Source organism: Corynebacterium hylobatis, assembly GCF_003955685.1.
Taxonomy (GTDB): Bacteria; Actinomycetota; Actinomycetes; order Mycobacteriales; family Mycobacteriaceae; genus Corynebacterium; species Corynebacterium hylobatis.
In genome coordinates this window covers 37,096-55,864 of sequence record NZ_RXHJ01000011.1, presented here as the reverse complement: position 1 = coordinate 55,864, position 18,769 = coordinate 37,096, and the positions used below count along the sequence as shown (strand labels likewise).

20 protein-coding genes and 1 pseudogene are annotated in these 18,769 nt (G+C 67.3%); 11 read left to right on the top strand and 10 right to left on the bottom strand.

Annotation, left to right across the window (positions count from 1 at the left end; all coding sequences use genetic code 11):
* Positions 1-95: 95 nt before the first annotated feature.
* Positions 96-857, top strand: coding sequence for an aldose epimerase family protein (locus EAH68_RS09560; protein WP_126121107.1), 762 nt, complete (start codon positions 96-98; stop codon positions 855-857).
* On the opposite strand, the gene EAH68_RS09555 is transcribed toward EAH68_RS09560, so the two are convergent.
* On the bottom strand, positions 838-2,205 hold the full coding sequence (locus tag EAH68_RS09555; protein ID WP_126121106.1) for a YeeE/YedE thiosulfate transporter family protein: 1,368 nt from the start codon (positions 2,203-2,205) through the stop codon (positions 838-840). The genes EAH68_RS09560 and EAH68_RS09555 overlap by 20 nt on opposite strands.
* Positions 2,206-2,340: 135 nt before the next feature.
* Here EAH68_RS09555 and EAH68_RS09550 point away from each other — a divergent pair, with 135 nt between their 5' ends.
* A complete protein-coding gene (locus tag EAH68_RS09550; RefSeq protein ID WP_126121105.1) occupies positions 2,341-4,005 on the top strand; it encodes an FUSC family protein in 1,665 nt (554 codons plus the stop codon).
* Here EAH68_RS09550 and EAH68_RS09545 read toward each other — a convergent pair.
* From EAH68_RS09545 to EAH68_RS09535, 3 genes are all read right to left on the bottom strand, one after another.
* Complete coding sequence (locus tag EAH68_RS09545; RefSeq protein WP_126121104.1) at positions 3,996-4,562, bottom strand: metallophosphoesterase; 567 nt, start codon at positions 4,560-4,562, stop codon at positions 3,996-3,998. The genes EAH68_RS09550 and EAH68_RS09545 overlap by 10 nt on opposite strands.
* 11 nt (positions 4,563-4,573) lie before the next feature.
* Positions 4,574-6,706, bottom strand: coding sequence for a catalase (locus EAH68_RS09540; protein WP_126121103.1), 2,133 nt, complete (start codon positions 6,704-6,706; stop codon positions 4,574-4,576).
* A 174-nt stretch (positions 6,707-6,880) separates the two neighbouring features.
* Positions 6,881-7,519 (bottom strand): DsbA family oxidoreductase, encoded by a 639-nt coding sequence (locus EAH68_RS09535; protein WP_126121102.1) that lies wholly within the window; start codon positions 7,517-7,519, stop codon positions 6,881-6,883.
* Between the two features lie 155 nt (positions 7,520-7,674).
* On the opposite strand from EAH68_RS09535, the gene EAH68_RS09530 reads away from it, so the two are divergent.
* The 6 genes and pseudogenes from EAH68_RS09530 (at position 7,675) to EAH68_RS14980 (ending at position 11,507) form a co-directional block, all read left to right on the top strand.
* Entirely contained in the window at positions 7,675-8,649 is a 975-nt protein-coding gene (locus EAH68_RS09530; RefSeq protein ID WP_126121101.1) for a hypothetical protein, read from the top strand.
* 61 nt (positions 8,650-8,710) lie between these two features.
* Positions 8,711-9,409 (top strand): YoaK family protein, encoded by a 699-nt coding sequence (locus EAH68_RS09525; RefSeq protein WP_126121100.1) that lies wholly within the window; start codon positions 8,711-8,713, stop codon positions 9,407-9,409.
* A 141-nt stretch (positions 9,410-9,550) separates the two neighbouring features.
* Entirely contained in the window at positions 9,551-9,808 is a 258-nt protein-coding gene (locus EAH68_RS09520) for a hypothetical protein (protein ID WP_126121099.1), read from the top strand.
* A 20-nt stretch (positions 9,809-9,828) separates the two neighbouring features.
* On the top strand, positions 9,829-10,407 hold the full coding sequence (locus EAH68_RS09515; protein ID WP_126121098.1) for an LppP/LprE family lipoprotein: 579 nt from the start codon (positions 9,829-9,831) through the stop codon (positions 10,405-10,407).
* Between the two features lie 358 nt (positions 10,408-10,765).
* Positions 10,766-11,062: pseudogene (locus EAH68_RS14985) on the top strand (alpha/beta hydrolase-fold protein); the annotation flags it as partial.
* A 34-nt stretch (positions 11,063-11,096) separates the two neighbouring features.
* On the top strand, positions 11,097-11,507 hold the full coding sequence (locus tag EAH68_RS14980) for a hypothetical protein (protein WP_241228403.1): 411 nt from the start codon (positions 11,097-11,099) through the stop codon (positions 11,505-11,507).
* 79 nt (positions 11,508-11,586) lie between these two features.
* Here EAH68_RS14980 and lepA read toward each other — a convergent pair whose 3' ends face one another.
* A complete protein-coding gene (gene lepA, locus EAH68_RS09505; protein ID WP_126121097.1) occupies positions 11,587-13,434 on the bottom strand; it encodes a translation elongation factor 4 in 1,848 nt (615 codons plus the stop codon).
* Between the two features lie 143 nt (positions 13,435-13,577).
* On the opposite strand from lepA, the gene EAH68_RS09500 reads away from it, so the two are divergent.
* Positions 13,578-14,171, top strand: coding sequence for a type II toxin-antitoxin system PemK/MazF family toxin (locus EAH68_RS09500; RefSeq protein WP_126121096.1), 594 nt, complete (start codon positions 13,578-13,580; stop codon positions 14,169-14,171).
* Between the two features lie 193 nt (positions 14,172-14,364).
* Entirely contained in the window at positions 14,365-14,628 is a 264-nt protein-coding gene (gene rpsT / locus EAH68_RS09495) for a 30S ribosomal protein S20 (RefSeq protein ID WP_126121095.1), read from the top strand.
* Positions 14,629-14,730: 102 nt separating this feature from the next.
* Here rpsT and EAH68_RS09490 read toward each other — a convergent pair whose 3' ends face one another.
* From EAH68_RS09490 to holA, 3 genes are read right to left on the bottom strand one after another with little or no spacing between them, the layout of a single operon-like run.
* The gene (locus tag EAH68_RS09490; protein WP_126121094.1) at positions 14,731-15,378 is read right to left on the bottom strand and encodes a LysE family translocator; all 648 of its coding nucleotides are present in this window, start codon (positions 15,376-15,378) and stop codon (positions 14,731-14,733) included.
* Positions 15,375-15,764, bottom strand: a complete 390-nt coding sequence (locus EAH68_RS09485) for an ankyrin repeat domain-containing protein (protein ID WP_126121093.1) — start codon at positions 15,762-15,764, stop codon at positions 15,375-15,377. The genes EAH68_RS09490 and EAH68_RS09485 overlap by 4 nt, the downstream gene beginning before the upstream one ends.
* Positions 15,765-15,774: 10 nt before the next feature.
* On the bottom strand, positions 15,775-16,737 hold the full coding sequence (holA, locus tag EAH68_RS09480; RefSeq protein ID WP_126121092.1) for a DNA polymerase III subunit delta: 963 nt from the start codon (positions 16,735-16,737) through the stop codon (positions 15,775-15,777).
* Positions 16,738-17,052: 315 nt separating this feature from the next.
* Here holA and EAH68_RS09475 point away from each other — a divergent pair, with 315 nt between their 5' ends.
* Positions 17,053-17,643 (top strand): HdeD family acid-resistance protein, encoded by a 591-nt coding sequence (locus EAH68_RS09475; protein ID WP_241228398.1) that lies wholly within the window; start codon positions 17,053-17,055, stop codon positions 17,641-17,643.
* A 10-nt stretch (positions 17,644-17,653) separates the two neighbouring features.
* Here the strand turns inward: EAH68_RS09475 and EAH68_RS09470 are convergent, their stop codons facing one another.
* Positions 17,654-18,424 carry an HAD family hydrolase gene (locus tag EAH68_RS09470; RefSeq protein WP_126121091.1) on the bottom strand — a complete coding sequence of 257 codons (771 nt, stop codon included), beginning with the start codon at positions 18,422-18,424 and terminating at the stop codon, positions 17,654-17,656.
* A gap of 194 nt (positions 18,425-18,618) precedes the next feature.
* Entirely contained in the window at positions 18,619-18,750 is a 132-nt protein-coding gene (locus EAH68_RS15080) for a hypothetical protein (RefSeq protein ID WP_277600471.1), read from the bottom strand.
* Positions 18,751-18,769: the final 19 nt, after the last annotated feature.

Here is an 18,769-nt window from a genome sequence, read left to right as displayed (position 1 = left end):
GGTGGGCACGGCCCGAGGCTCGGCCGGTTGGGCCTGGAGGCATCCTAGGTCACACCTCCGGCACCCCCGAATCCGGGTCACTACCCTGGGGAGGCATGGACGATCTGTTGACCGCCGGACGCATGCACCTGAGCCCGTCAGGGGCCCACCTGACCAGCACGGACACTGACCTCGGGGAGTTGTTCTGGGTCTCCTCCACGACCGGGCGCTCCCCCATCCGCGGGGGTGTGCCCGTCATAGCCCCCGCCTTCGCGGATCTGCTTGCCGACGCCCCGCGCCACGGCTGGGCGCGCACCGCCGACTGGAAGGTCACCACCGACGGGCGCGTCTTCGACGCGGAGGTGGTCAACGACGGCATCCACCTGCTGCTCCATGTCCGGGAGCTTGCCGACGGCGTGCGCCTCGACCTCACCGCCCGCAATGAGTCGGGGGAGGAGCGGACCGTGCAGCTGGGTTTCCACCCTTATTTCCGGGTCAGCCACGTTGCCCGCGTGCACGTCGAGGGCCTGGACGGGGTGGAGGTGCTCGACCGGCTCAGCGATGAACGCGGCACCCAGTCCGGTGAAGTGGGTGTGGAGGGCGAGTTCGACCGGATCTTCCTGGCCTCGCGGGAGGTGCGGATCGTCGACAAGCAGCGGGTGATCACCGTGGAAGCGGAGGGTGCGGACGCGACCGTCGTGTGGAATCCGGGTGAGAAAGCCGCCGCCGGCATGGAGGATGTCGGCGGCGGCGAATGGGCGGATTTCCTGTGCGTGGAACCTGCCCTGCTGGGTGCGGACCTCAGCGGTGTGGTGCTGGCGCCCTCGCAGGAGCGGCGCCTGAACATGACGGTGCGGGTCAGCCCTTCCGGATCGTGATCTGCCAGGTGGCGTCACCGGTGGTGTGGAAGTCGGTGACGTCGTGGCCGTTGTCGGCGGCCCACTGCGGGATTGTCTCGGTGCCCTGGGTGCAGTCGAAGTCGATGACCAGTTCCTCACCAGGCTCCAGGGTGGCGATGACGTCCTTGGCCTCGATGAGCGGGAAGGGGCAGACGGCCCCCATCTGGTCGAGTGCCCAGCGGCCCTCGCCGAGGGGGCGGGCCTTCTTCACGCGCGGGGCGGTCCTGAGGGTGACGGCACCGGTGGCGACGGCGAAGCCCGGGCTGAGGACCTTGTCCTCCGCGGAGACCGGGGTGATGGACTCCTCGGTGGTGTAGGTCTGCGGGGCGGCGGGGGTGGCGGCCGGCTTGAGCCACAGCTTCGCACCGACGCCGACGCCGAGGGCGATGAACAGCAGGGCGATCCAGCCCTGGTAGCTGAACAGGGCGGTCTGGACCATGCCGTTGCCGACGGTGCAGCCGCCGGCCAGGGCCGCGCCGACACCCATCATGCTGCCGCCGCCGACCGCGCGGGTGGCGGTCTTCGCGTCCGGGACGCGCAGACGGAACTCGCCGGTGGCCTTGGCGGCGGCGAAGGCGCCGATGAGCAGGCCGAGGACGAGCATGACTCCCCAGTCGACGCGCTCGAGGTCACCGGTGACGGTGAAGTTGACCAGACCACCGGTCGGGCCGGTGATGCCCAGGCCGGAGTTGCGGCCCGCGGCGGCGGACAGCGGCCAGGCGATGACGCCGATCAGGCCGATGAGCGCGCCGGCGGTGTAGAGGTGCAGGGGGCGCTTCCAGAACGGGACGTTGAGGCGGACGGGCTTCTTCTCGGTGGCCAGGAAGTGGCGGGTGGCCAGGGCGGTGCCGATGGCCAGCGGGACGGCGAAGAACCAGGCGGAGACCCCGAAGGTGGCGGGCAGGGTGGTCAGCGGGGTGTCGTAGGACTTCAGGCCGACGTTGAGCCAGTTGAGCGCACCGGTCTGCATCGCGGCGGCGGACAGAGCGTAGAAGATGAGCGCGATCCAGGAACCGATCAGCCCCTCCGCGGAGCGGAACCAGGTGCCGGAGGCGCAGCCGCCGGCGAGGATGATGCCCAGGCCGAAGAGGAAGCCGCCGCCGATGACGGCGATCGGGGCGAAGTTGCTGTACGTCGGAGAGATGATGCCGAGGCTGGTCAGGGCGGCGATGCCCACGGCGTGGACCGAGATGACGATGAACAGCGCGACGAGGCTGCGCCAGGTCTTCTGCAGGAAGATGTCGCGGAGCATGCCCGTGACGCAGAACCGTCCGCGCTGCATGACGATGCCGAGGACTGCGCCGACAGCCAGGCCGGTGAGGATCATTGATCCGCCTTTCAGGGAAGGTTCGTTGACAACCCGCACCGTACCCCATTAAATACCGTTCTGTCTAGGTTTTAAGACCGAGTGGTCTACACCTCACCGGGCGGATCCGCCACTCCGGGTCCTAGACTCAGGGGCATGACGCACTCCGAACCGTTGCCCGCCCGCCCCGGTTTCTGGGAACTGCTCACCGCCTTCCACAGCCCCGGCCGCCGCTGGCCCGGCGCGCTGCGCGCCGCCCTGGCGCTGGCAATCCCCGGCGCCATCGCCCTGCTGCTGGGCTACGACAACGAGATGCTGCTCATCGCGGCCGGTGGCTTCGCCGTCATCTACGGTGAGGGGCTGCCCTTCCGCACCCGCTGGCGGGTCATGGCCACCGCCGGCGCCCTGCTCGCCGGCAGTGCCATGGCCGGGGCCTTCGTCGGCTCGGTGGTCTTCTCCCACGAGAGCCACTGGTGGCTGCTGCTGGCTGCGCTGTTCACCACGGTCGTGGCCACCATCGGTGCCTTCGTGCAGAATGCCCTGCGTCTGCCGCCGCCGGGCTCCTTCTTCATCGTCATGGTCGCCGGCGGTTCGACGATGGTCGCCCGTCTGGGCCTCAACCCGGTGGAGGTCGGCGCCTGGGCGCTGGTGGGGGCGGCATCGGGCATCACCCTCGGGATGCTGCCGGCCCTGTGGAACCGCCACGGCCCGGAGACGTCCGCGGTGAAGACCCTGGAGAAGGCGGTGGCGGATTTCCTGCGCAGTGACCGCAGCGTGGCGAAGCTGCACCAGGCGCACAGCGCCCTGTCGAGCGCCTGGTACTCGCTTGCCGACGCCGGCGTCATCGGCGCCGGCCGCATCCTCGACGAGTCCCGCCGCGACCTGGTCGAACGCACCATGCGCGGGCACATCACCCTCGCCACCGCCGGGGACCGGGAACAGGAGGCGGAGGACCTCACCGACACCCCCGTCTACATGGACCTGTCGCGCCGGGCGATCCCGCACAGCCGCCCCTCGGCCAGCTACCGGCTCTACCGTTCCATGCACCGCTACAGTCATGCGACGCTGACGGCGGCGAAGGTGTTTCTCGCCGCCCTGTTGTGCGGTGTGGTGGGCATCCTGTTCGGTCTGGACCGTCCGGACTGGGCGATCGTCTCGGCGCTGCTGATCCTGCAGTGGGGGCCGGACCGGCTGCCGGGCACCATCCGCGGCCTGCACCGGCTGCTCGGTTCGGTCGTCGGCATCGGGCTCTTCGCCGCCTTCTACGCATTTGACCTGGGGGTGTGGGGGCTGCTCCTGGCGTTGGCGGTCTGCCAGTTCTATGCGGAGATCTTCGTGGTGCGCAACTACATCTTCACCGTCATCTTCACTACCCCGCTGGCGCTGATGATGGGCAACGCCCTGGCTCTGCCGCTCGGGGAGACGCTCGTCTCCCGGACGGCGGAGGTGCTGCTGTCGGTCATCTTCGCCGTGGCCGTGCTGTGGCTGTGGCCGCGGGACGCCAAGCCCCGCCACCACGAGCGTCTGGCTGAGCTCTGCAACAGGGCGATGGGTTCGCTGCTGGGTGCCCTGCTGACGAAGACGCCGGATGGTTCCCTCCCCGAGCGTCGCGACCTGCAGTTCGAGCTCATCAGTGAACGCCGCGCCGCCCAGTCGCTGGCCCAGGAATTCCCTGAGGTCGCCGCCGAGCGGTGGGGGCGCCACCTGGAGCTGCAGTACGCGGGCTATGAGATTCTCGACCACTGCAACGCCCACCCGGACCGGGAGCTCAGTCTCGGGGAGATCGCGGACCTGTCCGCGCGCGTGCGCGATCAGGCCTGAAACAGCTCCCGTTCCACCTCACCCTGATGGGCGGGCCGCATGCCCCAGGCCTCCTGGCCGACGTCGACCATGCCGTAGCCGGTGCGCGGCTGCGGCGAGTGGAGGTGGCCGTGGACGAGGAGGTCGACGTCGAGACGCACCTCGTCGTGACGTGATTCCATGTCGGCATGGTCCATGCCGGGGCGCGGGAAGTGGGAGAGGTAGACGCTCCTGCCCCGCCAGCGCAGCTTCTGGAAGGGCTGCACCGAGGCGAAGACCTCGAGGAAATAAGGCTGCATCCGGAAGGCGGAGCGGTGCAGCGGGTGACAGGAGTCGTGGTTGCCGGGCACGAGGTGCATCTCCAGATGCCCGCCGTGCTCTTTGAGCAGCCGCAGGGCACGCTGTTCGTCCTCGGCCGCTCCCCGGGAGAGGTCGCCGAGGATCCACAGGCGGTCGCCCGCGGGCAGTTCCCGGATGCCGCGGAGCACGCGGTCGTCGTGCTGGTCCACCTCCATCCCGCGGAGCCGGGCCACCGACTTGTGGCCGAGATGCAGGTCAGAGGTGAACCAGACGTCCATACCCTGGAAGGCTACCGCTCCCAGACGCGGTGCTGTCGCATCAGCGGGGTGAGCGCGTCGAGGGCGTCGGCGAGCTTATCGACACCCACCACCCCCGGCGCCCCCGCATCCACGGCCGGGGTGTCCACGCCGCTGCCCAACGCGATGGCCTTCTTGTGGCGGAAGGCCTCGGCCAGCAGGATGTCGGCCTCGGGCTGGTCCGACTTCTCGGCCACCACGACGGCGTCGAACTCCACGGAGCGGGCGGTGTCGTAGGTCCGCGAGATGGGCAGATCACCGAGTTTCCCGCCGTGCTCGCTGACGACGAGCGGCACCATACCCGCGCCGTCCACGGCCGTGACCAGCTCCCGCACTTCCTCGGGAGAGGTGTTCTTCGTGGTGAGGATGCCGATCTGGCGGCCGTCCAGCGGCCACTCCTCCCCCACCTGCGACAGCGCCGGGCTGGGGACCACATCCGGCAGGTCCGTGCTGGCGGTGGCGGTCAGGCCGAGCTTGGCGGCGACGGTGGCGGCCAGGCCGGCGTCGATACGCGCGAGCAGCTCCACCTGCCGGGCCTTGATGTTCTCCTCGTAGCATTTGCCCAGCTCGAAGGCGTAGGCATCCGCCGTGTGCTGCTGTTCGACGGCGCTGAGCGAAAGCCAGAACAGCCGCGCCTGCGAGAAGTGGTCCTCGAAGCTGACGGGCTGCTCCCGACCGATGGTGGTGGCGGGGACGGGCACGGGGACGTCGATGCGCGCGCCCTCGGTGGTGGGCGTCGGGTTTCCGCCGTCCAGCGAGTTCGGGTGGTACGGGGCCACGCCCACGTGGTTGCCCTGCTGGTGGAAACCGTCGCGGAACATGTCGTTGACCGGCGCGTGCGGGCGGTTGATGGGGATCTGGTTGAAGTTCGGCCCCGCCAGACGCGTCAGCTGCGTGTCCAGGTAGGAGAACAGCCGGCCCTGCAGCAGCGGGTCGGCGGTGACGTCGATGCCCGGCGGCAGGTGCCCCGGGTGGAAGGCCACCTGCTCGGTCTGCTCGAAGAAGTTGGTCGGGTTGCCGTTGAGCGTCATCGTGCCGATGATGCGCACGGGTGCCAGCTCCTCGGGGACGATCTTCGTCGGGTCGAGCAGGTCGATGCCCTCGAACATCTCCTCCTCGGTGTCGGGGAAGACCTGCACGCCGAGGTCCCACTGGGGGTGGGCGCCGGCCTCGATGGCATCAGCCAGGTCGCGGCGGTGGAAATCCGGGTCCACACCTGAGGTGATCTGCGCCTCCTCCCAGACCAGGGAGTGCACGCCCAGGCGCGGCTTCCAGTGGAACTTCACCAGGGTGGTCTCACCGGCGTCGTTGGTGAGACGGAAGGTGTGGATGCCGAAGCCCTCCATCATCCGGTAGGAACGCGGGATGGCGCGGTCGGACATCTGCCAGATGACGTGGTGCTGGGCCTCGGTGTGCAGGGAGACGAAGTCCCAGAACGTGTCGTGCGCGCTCTGGGCCTGCGGGATCTCCCGGTCCGGGTGCGGCTTGGCGGCATGGACCACGTCGGGGAACTTGATGCCGTCCTGGATGAAGAAGACGGGGATGTTGTTGCCCACCAGATCCCAGGTGCCCTCGTCGGTGTAGAACTTCGTGGCGAAGCCGCGGGTGTCGCGCACGGTGTCTGCGGAGCCGCGGGAACCGACCACGGTGGAGAAACGCACGAAGACGTCCGTCTCCTTGCCTTCCTGGAATACCCCGGCGCTGCTGATCTCACTGGCGGCGCCGTTGGCGACGAACACCCCGTGCGCGCCGGCGCCGCGAGCGTGGACGACACGCTCCGGGATGCGCTCATGGTCGAAGTGCATGATCTTCTCGCGCAGGTGGTGGTCCTGCAGCAGCACCGGACCACGGGGGCCTGCCTTGAGCGATTTATCCGTCTCCGGCACCCGCGTGCCGGTCGACGTGGTCAGGTACTCCCCCTGCTGGGCACGCGGATCGGGATGGTCCGGTGCGCCCGGCATGAACGGGCAGCCGGTGGCCGTGACCCGTGCGATGGGTTCCTGGTCCGCCTTCGGCGGCAGGGGTTCCACCGGCGTGCTCGGTTCCTCCAGGCTCGGCGGCTGGGAGGCCGGGGCGCCGGGGATCACCGGTTGGGAATCATCAGACGGGCGGTCTTCAGGCTTCATGGGATGGTCCTTGTCAGTCGTGCGGTCAGCGTGAGCGGATGGCCCCACGCGTACCGGCTCACTGCCGGTGGCACCACGCTACGCAGCAGGACATAACTACACAGTTATACCAGCTGGCAGGGCTCTTTTAAGCCGCAAGGACCGGAGAGCATGTCGCCGGAAAGGTGTCGCCGGTCACTCCCCCGCGGCGATCTGCTCCAGTGCCCGGGCGAAGACCTCCACCGGCTGCGCACCGGAGACCGCCAGCTTCCCGTCGAAGACGAAGAAGGGCACACCCTGCACGCCGATCTGGCGGGCCAGGGCGATGTCGGCCGTGACCTCCTGGGAGTAGGCCGATTCGTCGGCGAGGGCGGAGTCGACGTCCGCGCGGCGCAGGCCGACCTGCTCGGCGAAGGCGCGGAGCTGGTCGTGGTCGGCGATGTTCTTCCCCTCCGTGAAGTAGCCGCGCTTGACCAGCTCATCCCATTCCACACCCTTGTCGTCCAGGCGGGCGAGCTGGCCGATCCGGTGGGCGTCCATGGTGTTGACCATGTGGGATTCTCGCCAGTTGAACTCCAGACCGACCTCAGCGGCGCGGGCGGCGAGCCCGTCGTTCATGGCGACGACCTGCTCCTCACCCATACCCTTGATGCGCACGAGGTAGTCCAGGGCGGTGCCGGTCGACTCCTTCGGGAGCTCCGGGTCAAGCTGGAAGCTGCGCCAGACGACCTCCACGTCATCCTTCCCCTCGAAATTGTCAAGGGCTAGGTTGAGGTGGCGCTCACCGACGGTGCAGAAGGGGCAGATGTAGTCGGACCAGATATCGATTCTCATGACTGGTGCAACCAACCCCGGAACCGCTCTGTTCCCCGGATCACCCACCCGCACCCCCTGCAGGTATCAATGCTGCAACATTCTTTAACGTGGAACATATCATGGATAAACTGTGATCCACACCACTGTTTCGACGGTGAAAGGAAGGAGCAGTCGTGGATCTCAAACAAGGTGCCCGTACCCAACAGTTCACGGTCGAACTCGTCCGTGCCATGCCGCATCTCCCGGTTCCGCAGGCGGTGTCGGCGGCGATGCAGCTCGCCCACTCGATGGAGCTGCCCCGATTCGAGGATTTCGGGTCGATGATCAACCTGGTCAACAGTCTCCAGCTCCGCCCCGCCGACGAGTGGGCGGCCTTCGGCTACGAACCGACGGACAAGGCCGTCCCCGTCCGCCTGGAGGTGCCCCACGAGCCGGCAGTGCCGGCGAAGGGCAAAGAACATCTCCCGGAGCGGGGCTGGGACGGTCGCATCCGCTTCGAGGATCATTTCCTCTCCGTCCACACCCGGCGCGTCCATTCCTCCTCGACGCATCTGATCAACTACCGGGATGCCGTCGGTGCCTGGCGCAAGCGTCTGGGCTATGCCACCGACCCTTCGCTGGCCTACGCGGAGTTCACTTCGGCGGCCGTCGGGCGGCAGATCCCGATGCGCCGGGTGGAGATGCTGGGCAACCTGTGGAAGATCGGCGCCGTGGCCACCTGGGAGACCGACTGGGAGGGGGAGACCTCCTGGTGCTACGTCGACCAGCGTCCGCTGCCCGGGGAGAGCCCCGACCCGATGGTCAACGAGACTGACGCGTGGTACCGGATCCGGATTCACCCGGATGTCGGCCGTGATGTCATCGTCGAGATCGCCCGCTGCCTGGCGGAGATCTACCTGGGCTATGTGGAGAAGCTCTGGGGCCCGGAGGTCGAGGGCGGCGCGCAGCGCGGGCCGGAATCGGAGGCCGCAGCCTATATCGCGCTGGAGCGCCTGTGGATCCCGCAGCGCAGCCGCCGCACGAACTGGTACCACCGCTACGTGGCGGGCGAGCCGATGCCTGCCGAGTTCCGCTGGGACGCGGTACTCCGTGCGGCAGAGTCCGTGGAGGATCTGTTGCGGGGTGATACTGCACCCGTGACCGCGTGAGACACCCTAAACTGGAGGTTGACCAGACCGTAACAACCAGTTTTAGGAGCGGTGTCCTAAGTTGCAGAGTCACACCGCCGGTGAACAGAATCTGGCGGTGAGCTTCGCCTTCATCGCGGGCTTCGTCGATTCCATCGGCTTCCTCTTCCTCGGGGGTGTGTTCCTGTCCTTCATGTCAGGAAACACCACCCGTATCGCCACGGCCGTCGTCGACGGCAACGGCGAGCTCGCGCTGCTGGCGGGTTCCGCCGTGCTGTTCTTCCTTCTCGGGGTGATGGAGGGGGCTGTGGTACGCCGCGTGGCCAAGCGCCGCCTGCGGCCGGACCGGGTCCGCGAGGCGGTAATGGTCAACATGTGCATCCTCTTCACCGTCGCCGCGCTGCTCGTGCTTCTCGACGCCCCCCGTATCGCAATCATCGCCGCCTCCCTGGGCATCGGCGCCATGAACTCCATCTTCGAACGTGAGGGTGAGGTCGCCATCCCACTGACGTACATGACGGGCACCCTGGTGAAGATGGGGCAGCGCTTCGTCGACTCCTTCTTCGGCGGTTCCCACGCCGCCTGGCTGGGACATCTGCGGATGTGGGCGGGGCTGACCTTCGGGGCTTTCGCCGGCGCGCTCGTCTACCGCTTCCTGGGCATGCACTCCCTGATCCCCGTGACGCTGCTGACCTGGGCGGTCACGGGCATCGCGCTGCTGGCACGCATATACGGCCGCCGCCATGGTTCGGCGGTCAAGGTCCGCGTGGACCCGAACTGAGCCTGAGGTAAATTTCTCCTGCGCGAAACCCACATACCTCCGCACCTTCGCCACCATCATCACAGCACGGCCGGGGTCGTCGACAAACAGATCGACGAACACAACCCGCGCCTGGAGCGGTGGACGGTGGCCTCCCCCGCCATGCAGCGCCACGTCTCCATCCGGATCATGCGCAGCGCCGACCCGAACGGGCTGGCGGACATGGTCGTCTATGCATCCGCAGCAGACGGTCAGATCACCGGGGCCGACCGCGAGTTCTACGGCGATGATCTGGCCGCGCTAACCGCCGGGATGGAGCACCAGGTGGTCAACTACAAGAGTGCCGGTATCCACGCACGGAACAATTTCCGTGAGGAACTCGCCCCCGCCTGGAAGACAGTCCGCCCCAACCTGTCCTGACCCGGCCTAAAATCGGCGGCATGAGACCCCTGATCATTCTCACCGCCCTGCTGCTGGCCGGATGCGCCGGGGAGGACCTACCACCGGAGCAGACCACCGTGACGGTGACCACCACACCGCCTGCAGCGCCACCGCCGACGAGCACGACGGTGACGGCGGAGGCGGAGGCATGCGGGGTAAGTACGCAGGCCGCGGCCATCCACGAGAACATCAGACAGGTCCCGGCCCCGACGGCAGCCGGCGAGTGGTGGGAGTACTACGGACAGTCGAACTACAACCCGTGTGCGGACCTGTCCTATGCCCTGGTGTGGGTCACGGGTTCCGACCGTCCGCTCAAGCAGAGCCAGCTCATGCTCTTCCACCGGGGCAGCTACATCGGGGTCGGGGCGTTGGCACCGCAGCACCTGTCCGTGGTGGATGCCGATGACACCTCGGTGCACACCCGCATGCTCGATTTCGAGGCGAAGGAACGCGACCAGGCCCCGGATGTCGTCGCCGAGCGGTATCAGGTGGACGTGACCTTCTGGTGGAACGGTGAGCGGGTGGAACCGATCGGGGAGATTCCCAATCAATCGCTGGCTGTACCTCTGCCTCATTGAGGCTGCCTTGGATTATGTCGCGTATTTCCAAACTGTCACTTTCCATAACAGCTGCCACGGCCATCAGTCTCGGTCCCACCTCCCCTGCCGCTGCCCAGTAACTGACCGGCAGCGCCCTGGAGGAGGCCGTGATCAGTTCGAACGCCGATCCCCAGTCTCCGGCAACGCCATCAACAACACCCTCTCCCTGCTCGAGAGTTTCGGCTCCTCCGAGGTCCCCGTCAGCAACGTCCCGGGCAGCAGCCACGGCGGTGTCAACCTGCCGCTCGACCACTCCATAACCCAGGTCCGGGTCGTCAGCAGGCAGGTCGAGGACGCCGGACGCCGTCAGGAACGCTGGACCATCGCCTCCCCGGCCATGAAACGCAACGTCGAGGTGCAGATCGTGCGCCCGGCCGACGCGGGCGCCCGCGCCCCCATGCTCTACCTCCTCGACGGTGTCGGTGCCCCGCGCGACAACTGGTGGCTCGGCACCGGAGACGCCCACACCATCTTCGACGACGAGAACGTCACCCTCGTCCTGCCCACCCAGGCCCAGGCCTCCATGTACGCCGACTGGCTGCAGGACGACCCGGCCCTGGGCCGCCACCAGTGGGAGACCTTCATCACGAAGGAACTCGCGCCTCTGCTCCAAGCCGACCGCAGCCTCAACCACAACGGCCGCAGTGGCATCGGCGGGCTGTCCATGGGTGCCTCCGGCGCGGTGCACCTGGCCAAGGGCCCTTCGGCGCTGTCTTCGCCCTCTCCGGCGGCTACTCCCCCATGGACCCCATCGGCCGCCAGAGCGCTGGCACTACCACGACACCGTCGGCGACCCCGAGGGCCTGCGCGACCAGCGCGTCTACCTCTCCGCCGCCTCCGGCGCCTTCGGCCCCGAGGACATCACCAACTACGCCAACAACAACTGGTTCGACATGTCCTCCGGCGCGGTCCTCAAGCGCAGCTCCCTGGAGTGCACCAGACTTCTCGACGACGCCATGACCTCCCGCGGCTTCACCGGCCACAAGGTCGACTACGCCGAGACCGGCACCCACGACTGGCACACCTTCCGCGAGCAGCTGCCCGCCGCCTGGGCTCACATCAAGCCCGCACTGTCCTAACTCCCCGACAGGCGACAGAGAGAAATCAGGCCACCAGCCCGCACCGGGCTGGTGGCCTGATTTCTGCGGGGCCGGGAACTTATCCCTCGTCCGTGGACAGCGCCGCGACGAATGCCTCCTGGGGCACCTCGACGGAACCGATGTTCTTCATGCGCTTCTTACCGGCCTTCTGCTTCTCCAGCAGTTTGCGCTTACGGGAGATGTCGCCGCCGTAGCACTTGGCCAGCACGTCCTTGCGCAGGGCGCGGATGTTCTCGCGGGCGATGATCTTCGCGCCGATGGCCGCCTGGATGGGCACCTCGAACTGCTGACGGGGGATGAGCTCCTTGAGCTTGACCGTCATCTTGTTGCCGTACCACTGGGCGTTGTCCCTGTGCACGATGGCGGAGAACGCGTCCACCGGCTCACCCTGCAGCAGGATGTCGACCTTGACCAGGTCGGCCTCCTGCTCACCGGACTCCTCGTAGTTCATGGAGGCGTAGCCCTTGGTGCGGGACTTGAGCATGTCGAAGAAGTCGAAGATGATCTCGCCGAGCGGGATGCTGTAGCGCAGCTCCACCCGGTCCTCGGAGAGGTAGTCCATGTTCTTCATCACGCCGCGCTTGGTCTGGCACAGCTCCATCGTCGGGCCGACGAACTCGCTGGGCACGATGAGGGTGAGGTTGACCACCGGCTCGTAGATCTCCCGCAGCTTGCCGCCCGGCCAGTCGGAGGGGTTGTGCACGCGGTGCTCGGAACCGTCCTCGGCGACGACGCGGTAGTCCACAGACGGGGCCGTGGAGATCAGGTCGAGGTCGAATTCGCGCTCCAGGCGGTCGCGGGTGATCTCCATGTGCAGCAGGCCGAGGAAGCCGCAGCGGAAACCGAAGCCCAGGGCGACGGAGGTCTCCGGCTCATAGGACAGGGAGGCGTCGTTGAGCTGGAGCTTCTCCAGGGCCTCCCGCAGGGCCGGGAAATCGGCCTGGGAGACGGGGAACAGGCCGGAGTAGACCATGGGCTTGGGCTCTGCGTAACCCTTGAGGGGCTGCTCCGCCCCACCCTGGGCCCAGGTGACGGTGTCGCCGACCTTGGACTGGCGCACATCCTTGACGCCGGTGATGAGGTAGCCCACCTCACCGGGGCCCAGGCCGTCGCACTTCTTCGGCGTCGGCGAGACGATGCCTATCTCCAGGAGCTCGTGGTTGGTCCCGGTGGACATCATCTTCAGGCGTTGGCGCGGGGTCAGCCTGCCGTCCATCACGCGGATGTAGGTGACCACGCCGCGGTAGGTGTCGTAGACGGAGTCGAAGATCATGGCGCGGGCGGGGGCGTCCGCACCGTATTCGGAGGTCGGCGCCGGGATGAGCTCGGCGACCTTGTCCAGCAGCGCCGGCACCCCCTCGCCGGTCTTGCCGGAGACCCGCAGGACGTCCTCCGGCTCGCAGCCGATGATGTTGGCGATCTCCAGGGAGTACTTCTCCGGATCAGCGGCCGGCAGGTCGATCTTGTTCAGGACCGGGATGATCTCCAGGTCGTTCTCCATCGCGAGATAGAGGTTGGCCAGGGTCTGGGCCTCGATGCCCTGCGCGGCGTCGACAAGCAGGATCGCACCCTCGCAGGCCTCGAGGGCGCGGGAGACCTCATAGGTGAAGTCGACGTGGCCCGGCGTGTCGATCATCTGCATGACGATCTCCTCACCCGTGTGCGGTCCCGACTGGGGCACCCACGGCAACCGGACGTTCTGCGCCTTGATGGTGATGCCGCGCTCACGCTCGATATCCATGTTGTCCAGGTACTGGTCACGCATGTCCCGCGCCTCAACGACATTCGACAGCTGCAGGATACGGTCGGCGAGCGTCGATTTACCGTGGTCGATGTGCGCAATGATGCAGAAGTTCCGGATCCTGGACGGATCGGTGAACGTCTTCTCCGCAAAATTCTTCGGCATGGTGTGGTGGCAGTTCCCTTCGTATATGACCTCCCCACCCTACCGGAGTCCAGCCCGATACTTAAGTGACCTAGCAGAGTCCCGCATTCCTCTACTACACTGGAACAATACAGTTGAGGCGCATGAGGAGGCGGGGAACACCGATGAGTAGCCACGGCAGCGGCCCCAGGGGGATACACCGCCCTGCGCTGCCCGCCCAGGAGCGGCCGGCACTCGGGGAGATCATCCGCGCCTTCTTCGGCACCAACGGCTCCCCACTGGACCAGGGACTTGCGCGCATCAACCAGCGCCTCGGACTGCACAACGACCCGAAGCCGGAGATCGCCCGCGCCGCAGCCGCCCACATCCGCGTTGAGGCCACCGAGCGGATGAGCCGCAACATCTACTACGCGCCCGACATGGACGGCCAGGCCGAACCCGGTGAGGTCGTGTGGATCTGGGCCCCCTCCGACGGACCCGAGGCACCACCCCGGGAACGCGCCATGCTGGTCATCGGCCGCGACCGCCACACCATCCTCGGCCTGCTCATCTCCCCCAACCCGAAGCATGCCGGCGCGGAGAGCTGGCTCGACATCGGCGCCGGTGAATGGGATGCCGCCGGCCGCCAGTGCTGGATCCGACTCGACCGGGTGCTGGAGGTCTCTGAGCAGGGTGTACGCCGCCAGGGTGCATTGTTCCCGCCGCGCCGTTTCGACCGCATCGCCACCCGCCTGCGCAACAACTACCACTGGGGCTGACACCGGCTTTTTGGGTTCCCGCTGGTCGGACTGCTAGAATTTCTTCGTTATTCACTTCCGGGCGCGCCGGCCGGGGCGGACAGGACCTTGGGTCCGCTCATTGAACACCGGTGCCGCGTGGCCGCAGGGCCGCAGGACATGTCCGCTGGTGGGTTACCGACACCGAATCCTTACAACTCCAAGAGGTACCTTCATGGCAAACATCAAGTCCCAGATCAAGCGCAACCTCACCAACGAGAAGGCGCGCGTCCGCAACCAGATCGTCCGCTCCTCCGTCCGCACCGAGCTGCGCAAGTTCCGCGCCGCCGTCGACGCCGGCGACAAGGGTGCCGCTGAGACCCAGCTGCGCATCGCCTCCCGCGCGCTGGACAAGGCCGTGACCAAGGGCGTGTTCCACCGCAACAACGCCGCCAACAAGAAGTCCGCCATGGCCCTGGCCTTCAACAAGCTCGGCTAAGCCGCTTCTTCCAGCCGGAAAACCCGGCCTCCTGTTTCAGGAGGCCGGGTTTTCTGTGTCCTGCTTATCGACACCGCGCCCAGCTGCGGGCGTCGATAAGCACTAGCTGAACAGGTCGGCCAGGCCGTTGTAGGCCAGCACCGCGCCCGCCACGAGGAAGAAAACCCCGGAGACGATATCGATCCACGGGCCCGCGCGCAGGAAACGGCGGCGCATTCCCGGCGTGGAGACCATCATCGCGATGCCCAGCTGCAGGATCACCGAGGAGACCGAGAGCATCACCACCACGCCCACCGCCAGCAGCACCGACGGGGAGGCCGGCAGCAGCGGGGCGATGAGCGCGGAGAGGAAGAGCACGATCTTCGGGTTGGACAGGTTCGTGGCCAGACCCAGCCGGAAGGAGTGCCGCAGCCGCCCGAGACGGGAGGCCGCCTCCCTGATGTCCAGGGGCGGGTCCTTCCGTTCGCGCAGCCCGGCGCGCAGCATGTTGCGGCCCATCCACACCAGCCAGGCACCGCCGGTGAGCTGGAGGAAACCCAGCAGGGCGGGGAAGGCGTTGAGCAGGGCCGCGAAACCCAGGACCGTGAGGGTGCACCAGAACAGCACGCCGACCTGGATGCCCAGCACGGTGGCCAGCGCATGGCGGCGCGAGCGGATCGCCGTGCGGGTGATCAGCAGGATGTCAGGCCCGGGGGAGGCTGCCCCGGCGATGTTGAGGAGGAGCAGCGTGGTCCACTGGGCGAGGCTCATTCCTCCACGCCGAGCCGTTCGAGCATGTCGGTGATCTGGAAGTAGCGGGCGGTCTCCAGGGCGGAGGGGGCGCCGGCGTTGACATCGGCACCCGCGGCGACGAGCCTGTCGACGACCTCGGGGTACTTCTTGAACACCGCGCCGGCCAGCGGCGTCTGCCGGCGCCCGTTCTCCTTGTCGACGTCCGCCCCACGCTCGATCAGTGCGCCCACCAGGGCGTCGTGCCCGGCGTAGGCGGCGAGCATGAGCAGGGAATTGCCGTCGGCGTTGCTCAGGTCGGGGCTGATGCCGTGGTCGATGTACTGGACGAGGGTCTCGTCGCCGTTGCGGGCCATGTCGAACAGGCGGGAGGCCAGTTCGCGTACGTCGTCAGGAATCTCGGTCATGCGGGAGAGTCTATCCCGCCAGCTGCGAGATCCGTCGCACGGCATTCTCGATGGCATAGGCCGGGTCGCCGCCCTGTCCCTTGACCTCGGCGTCGAGTTCCGCCATGAGGATCACCGCCTTGGAGACCGCCTCCCCCGACCAGCGGCGGGCGACCTTGGCGTTCTTCTCCGCCAGCCAGGGCGGCATGCCGACGCTGCCGGCCACCGCGTTCCAGTTGGTGGTGCGCGTCGAGTACAACCGCGCGATGCCGGCGACCTTCATGCTCAGGGCCGTGGCCAGGGCGACGGGGTGCATGCCCAGTTGCAGGGCCCGGCGCGTGCTGGCCACGGCCCGGGCCGTCTGCCCGGAGACCGCGAGGTCGGCGATGTCGAAGCCGGAGACCTCCGCCACGCCCTCGTGGTAGGCGCGTACCGCCGCCACCGTGACATCCCCGTCGGTGTCGGCGACCAGCTGCGAGACCGCCGAGGCCAGCTCCCGCAGATCAGAGCCGACGCCCTCGAGCAGTGCGTGGACGACGTCCGGGGTCGGGCGCACGCCGTGGGTACGGAATTCGTTGGTCACCCAGCCCGCCCGGTCGCGGGGTTTGAGCGGGTCCGCCGCGTGGAACTCGGCGCACTTCTTGAACTTGCCCAGCAGGTTCTTCTGCCGGCCGCCCCCGGTGTGCTGGATGATGATGTGGATGCCCGGCGCGACGGTTTTACACGTCTGCAGCAGCAGTTCCACCGGTTCCTTGCCGGCCAGTTCGGTGTGGGTGACCACGACGACGCGGTCCTCGCCGAACAGGGAGGGGCTGGTGGCGTCGATCAGCTCGGGTCCGTCGAGTTCCGAGGCCCGCAGGGTGGTGGTCTCCAGCTCGGTGCCTTCGTCGAGCTCGGCGCGGATGGCGTCGAGAAGCGAGCGCCGGGTGCGTTCGGCGATGAACTCGTCCTCGCCGACGATGAGGTGTACAGGTGCCACAGGCATGTTGACCATCCTAGGAGACCGCCTGTCTGCGGGCCGCGGGAGGCATCGGGGCACGCGAATTGGTCGCGGCGGTGTTTCTGGAGGTTCAGGTCGGATTTCGCCCTGCACGCATTCGGCAGGGGTGTGAACGACACTTATCCCATGTCTCAAACCTGCTGATCAGGGAGGTTTCTGCGGGGTGGAAAAGGAGTCCATTCCGAATCGGAAACTTTATCCGGTGCCGCCGTGAAAATAGCCTGTCGCTGATAATGTCTAGGCCATCAACCAATCACTGCCGTAACACCTCTTCATTCCCCTCCCCTTGAATCGTGAAGGACTTCAGTGATGACCACCACGGCCACCGCCCCCTCATCCTCCCCGGACACGCCCGCAACCCCCATGACCCCCGAATCAGTGAAGGGTGCCCGGCTTGCCTTGCTGATCAGCGGCATGGCGGCGGTCGGCTTCGGCGTCGCAGTTCTCGTCTGGCCCACCAAGACGGCCGTTGCCCTGACGGCGGTGATCGGGGCCTACGCCCTCATCGCCGGTGTCGCCTACGTGGTCCTCGGGATCCCGGCGAAAGACCTCGGTGCGGGCGGGCGCATCGGGCATGTTCTGCTCGGTGTCCTCTATGTCATCGCGGGGGTGTACGCGTTCAGCTCCCTGCAGCAGACCGCGGTCTTCCTCGCCCTCTTCCTCACGGCCATGGTCGGTTTCATGTGGATCGTGGAGGGTTTCACCGCACTGTTCACCCTGGCGCGGGCAAAGTCGAAGACCCTCACGATCCTATTCGCTATCGTCTCCGTGCTGGCGGGCTTCACCCTGCTCAGCAGTCTGGTGTGGGGTGCGGTGTTCCTGTGGTGGTTCCTGGGTATCTCACTGGTGGTGCTCGGTGCGCTCAACGTGGTCCGGGCCGTCGTCGGGCCGCGGGACTGAAACCCACCGGTCAGAGCAGGCGGCGGAGGGTTTCCGCCACCGAATCGATGACCTCGTCGGTCGCGGCGTGCACCTCCTCCGGCGACCACGGGAAGGAGTAGGAGTGGTCCGCGATGGCGTGCATGGGCAGGTCGTTCCAGGAATCGCCGAAGGTGTGGATCTCCACCTCCGAACGGTCCACGCCCAGGTGGTTGCCCAGCCAGGCCAGTCCCGTGCCCTTGGTGGTGCCGACGGGGATGATGTCGATGAAGCTCTGGTTGGACACGCAACCGACGTTGAAGTTCTCGGTGATCCAGGTCTGGATCCGCTGCTGCAGCGCCGGGTTGCCGGGCACCCAGACAGGCACGCCGATGAACTCGTGCCCGGCGATGTCCGCGGGGTCCAGTTCCTGGTGGTCCCGCAGGATATTTGTCTGCGCGTCCCCGGTGATCGTGGAGCTGAAGCGGACGTCCCGACCGTGGAGCATCGTCCCGTAGACGGCGATGTTCTCCACCGTGGCCAGGTGACCTACCACCCGGCGGACCACGTCGGTGTCCAGGGCGGCCGAGTGCAGCACACGGCTCTGCCGGTCGGCGACGACGGCCCCGGTGAACAGCACCGAGTAATCGAAGCTGACGTCGAAGCCGTCGAGGGCGTGCTGCGCAGCCGAGAGTGATTTGCCGGTGGCGGCCACTGCCAGGTGGCCCGCCTCCTGCCAGGCTCGGATGGCTTCAGCGGTGGACTGTGCGATGCCGTCCGGGAAGAGGATGGTTCCGTCGAAGTCGAAGGCGGCCAGTTTCATGAGGCCAGCTTATCGACACCCCGCCCCTTCTGCCCCGTGCTCATCCACCCCGAGCACCGAGCCCGTCCCCCAGTCCCGTGCGTCGTAGCCAGGTCACTCCCGGGGATCAGGGGATGCCCGGCCGGCACCAACGACAGTTCCGGCTCCATCTCGAACAGGCGCCCATAACAGGCCTCGAGCATCTCCACCAACCTTCAGGTGCCTTCCCTGCGCACCTGTCCGATCAGCTGCTCGCGGTCAGCAGAAGAGCGGTAGAGCGGCGGGCACCCGATCGCGAGGCGGCGGGCGGTGGCACCCTTGAGGATCTTCTCCGCATTCCCGGTCACGGTTGATCCCTTCCACCCC

Excerpts from the sequence above, each read along its gene's own strand:
- EAH68_RS09515 (WP_126121098.1), top strand. The coding sequence starts at position 9,829 with ATGAGACCCCTGATCATTCTCACCGCCCTGCTGCTGGCCGGATGCGCC.
- holA (WP_126121092.1), bottom strand. The coding sequence starts at position 16,737 with ATGGTCAACATGCCTGTGGCACCTGTACACCTCATCGTCGGCGAGGAC.
- EAH68_RS09545 (WP_126121104.1), bottom strand. The coding sequence starts at position 4,562 with ATGGACGTCTGGTTCACCTCTGACCTGCATCTCGGCCACAAGTCGGTG.
- EAH68_RS09475 (WP_241228398.1), top strand. The coding sequence starts at position 17,053 with ATGACCACCACGGCCACCGCCCCCTCATCCTCCCCGGACACGCCCGCA.
- EAH68_RS09550 (WP_126121105.1), top strand. The coding sequence starts at position 2,341 with ATGACGCACTCCGAACCGTTGCCCGCCCGCCCCGGTTTCTGGGAACTG.
- EAH68_RS09560 (WP_126121107.1), top strand. The coding sequence starts at position 96 with ATGGACGATCTGTTGACCGCCGGACGCATGCACCTGAGCCCGTCAGGG.
- EAH68_RS09490 (WP_126121094.1), bottom strand. The coding sequence starts at position 15,378 with ATGAGCCTCGCCCAGTGGACCACGCTGCTCCTCCTCAACATCGCCGGG.
- EAH68_RS09500 (WP_126121096.1), top strand. The coding sequence starts at position 13,578 with ATGAGTAGCCACGGCAGCGGCCCCAGGGGGATACACCGCCCTGCGCTG.
- EAH68_RS09555 (WP_126121106.1), bottom strand. The coding sequence starts at position 2,205 with ATGATCCTCACCGGCCTGGCTGTCGGCGCAGTCCTCGGCATCGTCATG.
- EAH68_RS09520 (WP_126121099.1), top strand. The coding sequence starts at position 9,551 with ATGCAGCGCCACGTCTCCATCCGGATCATGCGCAGCGCCGACCCGAAC.
- EAH68_RS09470 (WP_126121091.1), bottom strand. The coding sequence starts at position 18,424 with ATGAAACTGGCCGCCTTCGACTTCGACGGAACCATCCTCTTCCCGGAC.
- rpsT (WP_126121095.1), top strand. The coding sequence starts at position 14,365 with ATGGCAAACATCAAGTCCCAGATCAAGCGCAACCTCACCAACGAGAAG.
- lepA (WP_126121097.1), bottom strand. The coding sequence starts at position 13,434 with ATGCCGAAGAATTTTGCGGAGAAGACGTTCACCGATCCGTCCAGGATC.
- EAH68_RS09535 (WP_126121102.1), bottom strand. The coding sequence starts at position 7,519 with ATGAGAATCGATATCTGGTCCGACTACATCTGCCCCTTCTGCACCGTC.
- EAH68_RS09540 (WP_126121103.1), bottom strand. The coding sequence starts at position 6,706 with ATGAAGCCTGAAGACCGCCCGTCTGATGATTCCCAACCGGTGATCCCC.
- EAH68_RS09485 (WP_126121093.1), bottom strand. The coding sequence starts at position 15,764 with ATGACCGAGATTCCTGACGACGTACGCGAACTGGCCTCCCGCCTGTTC.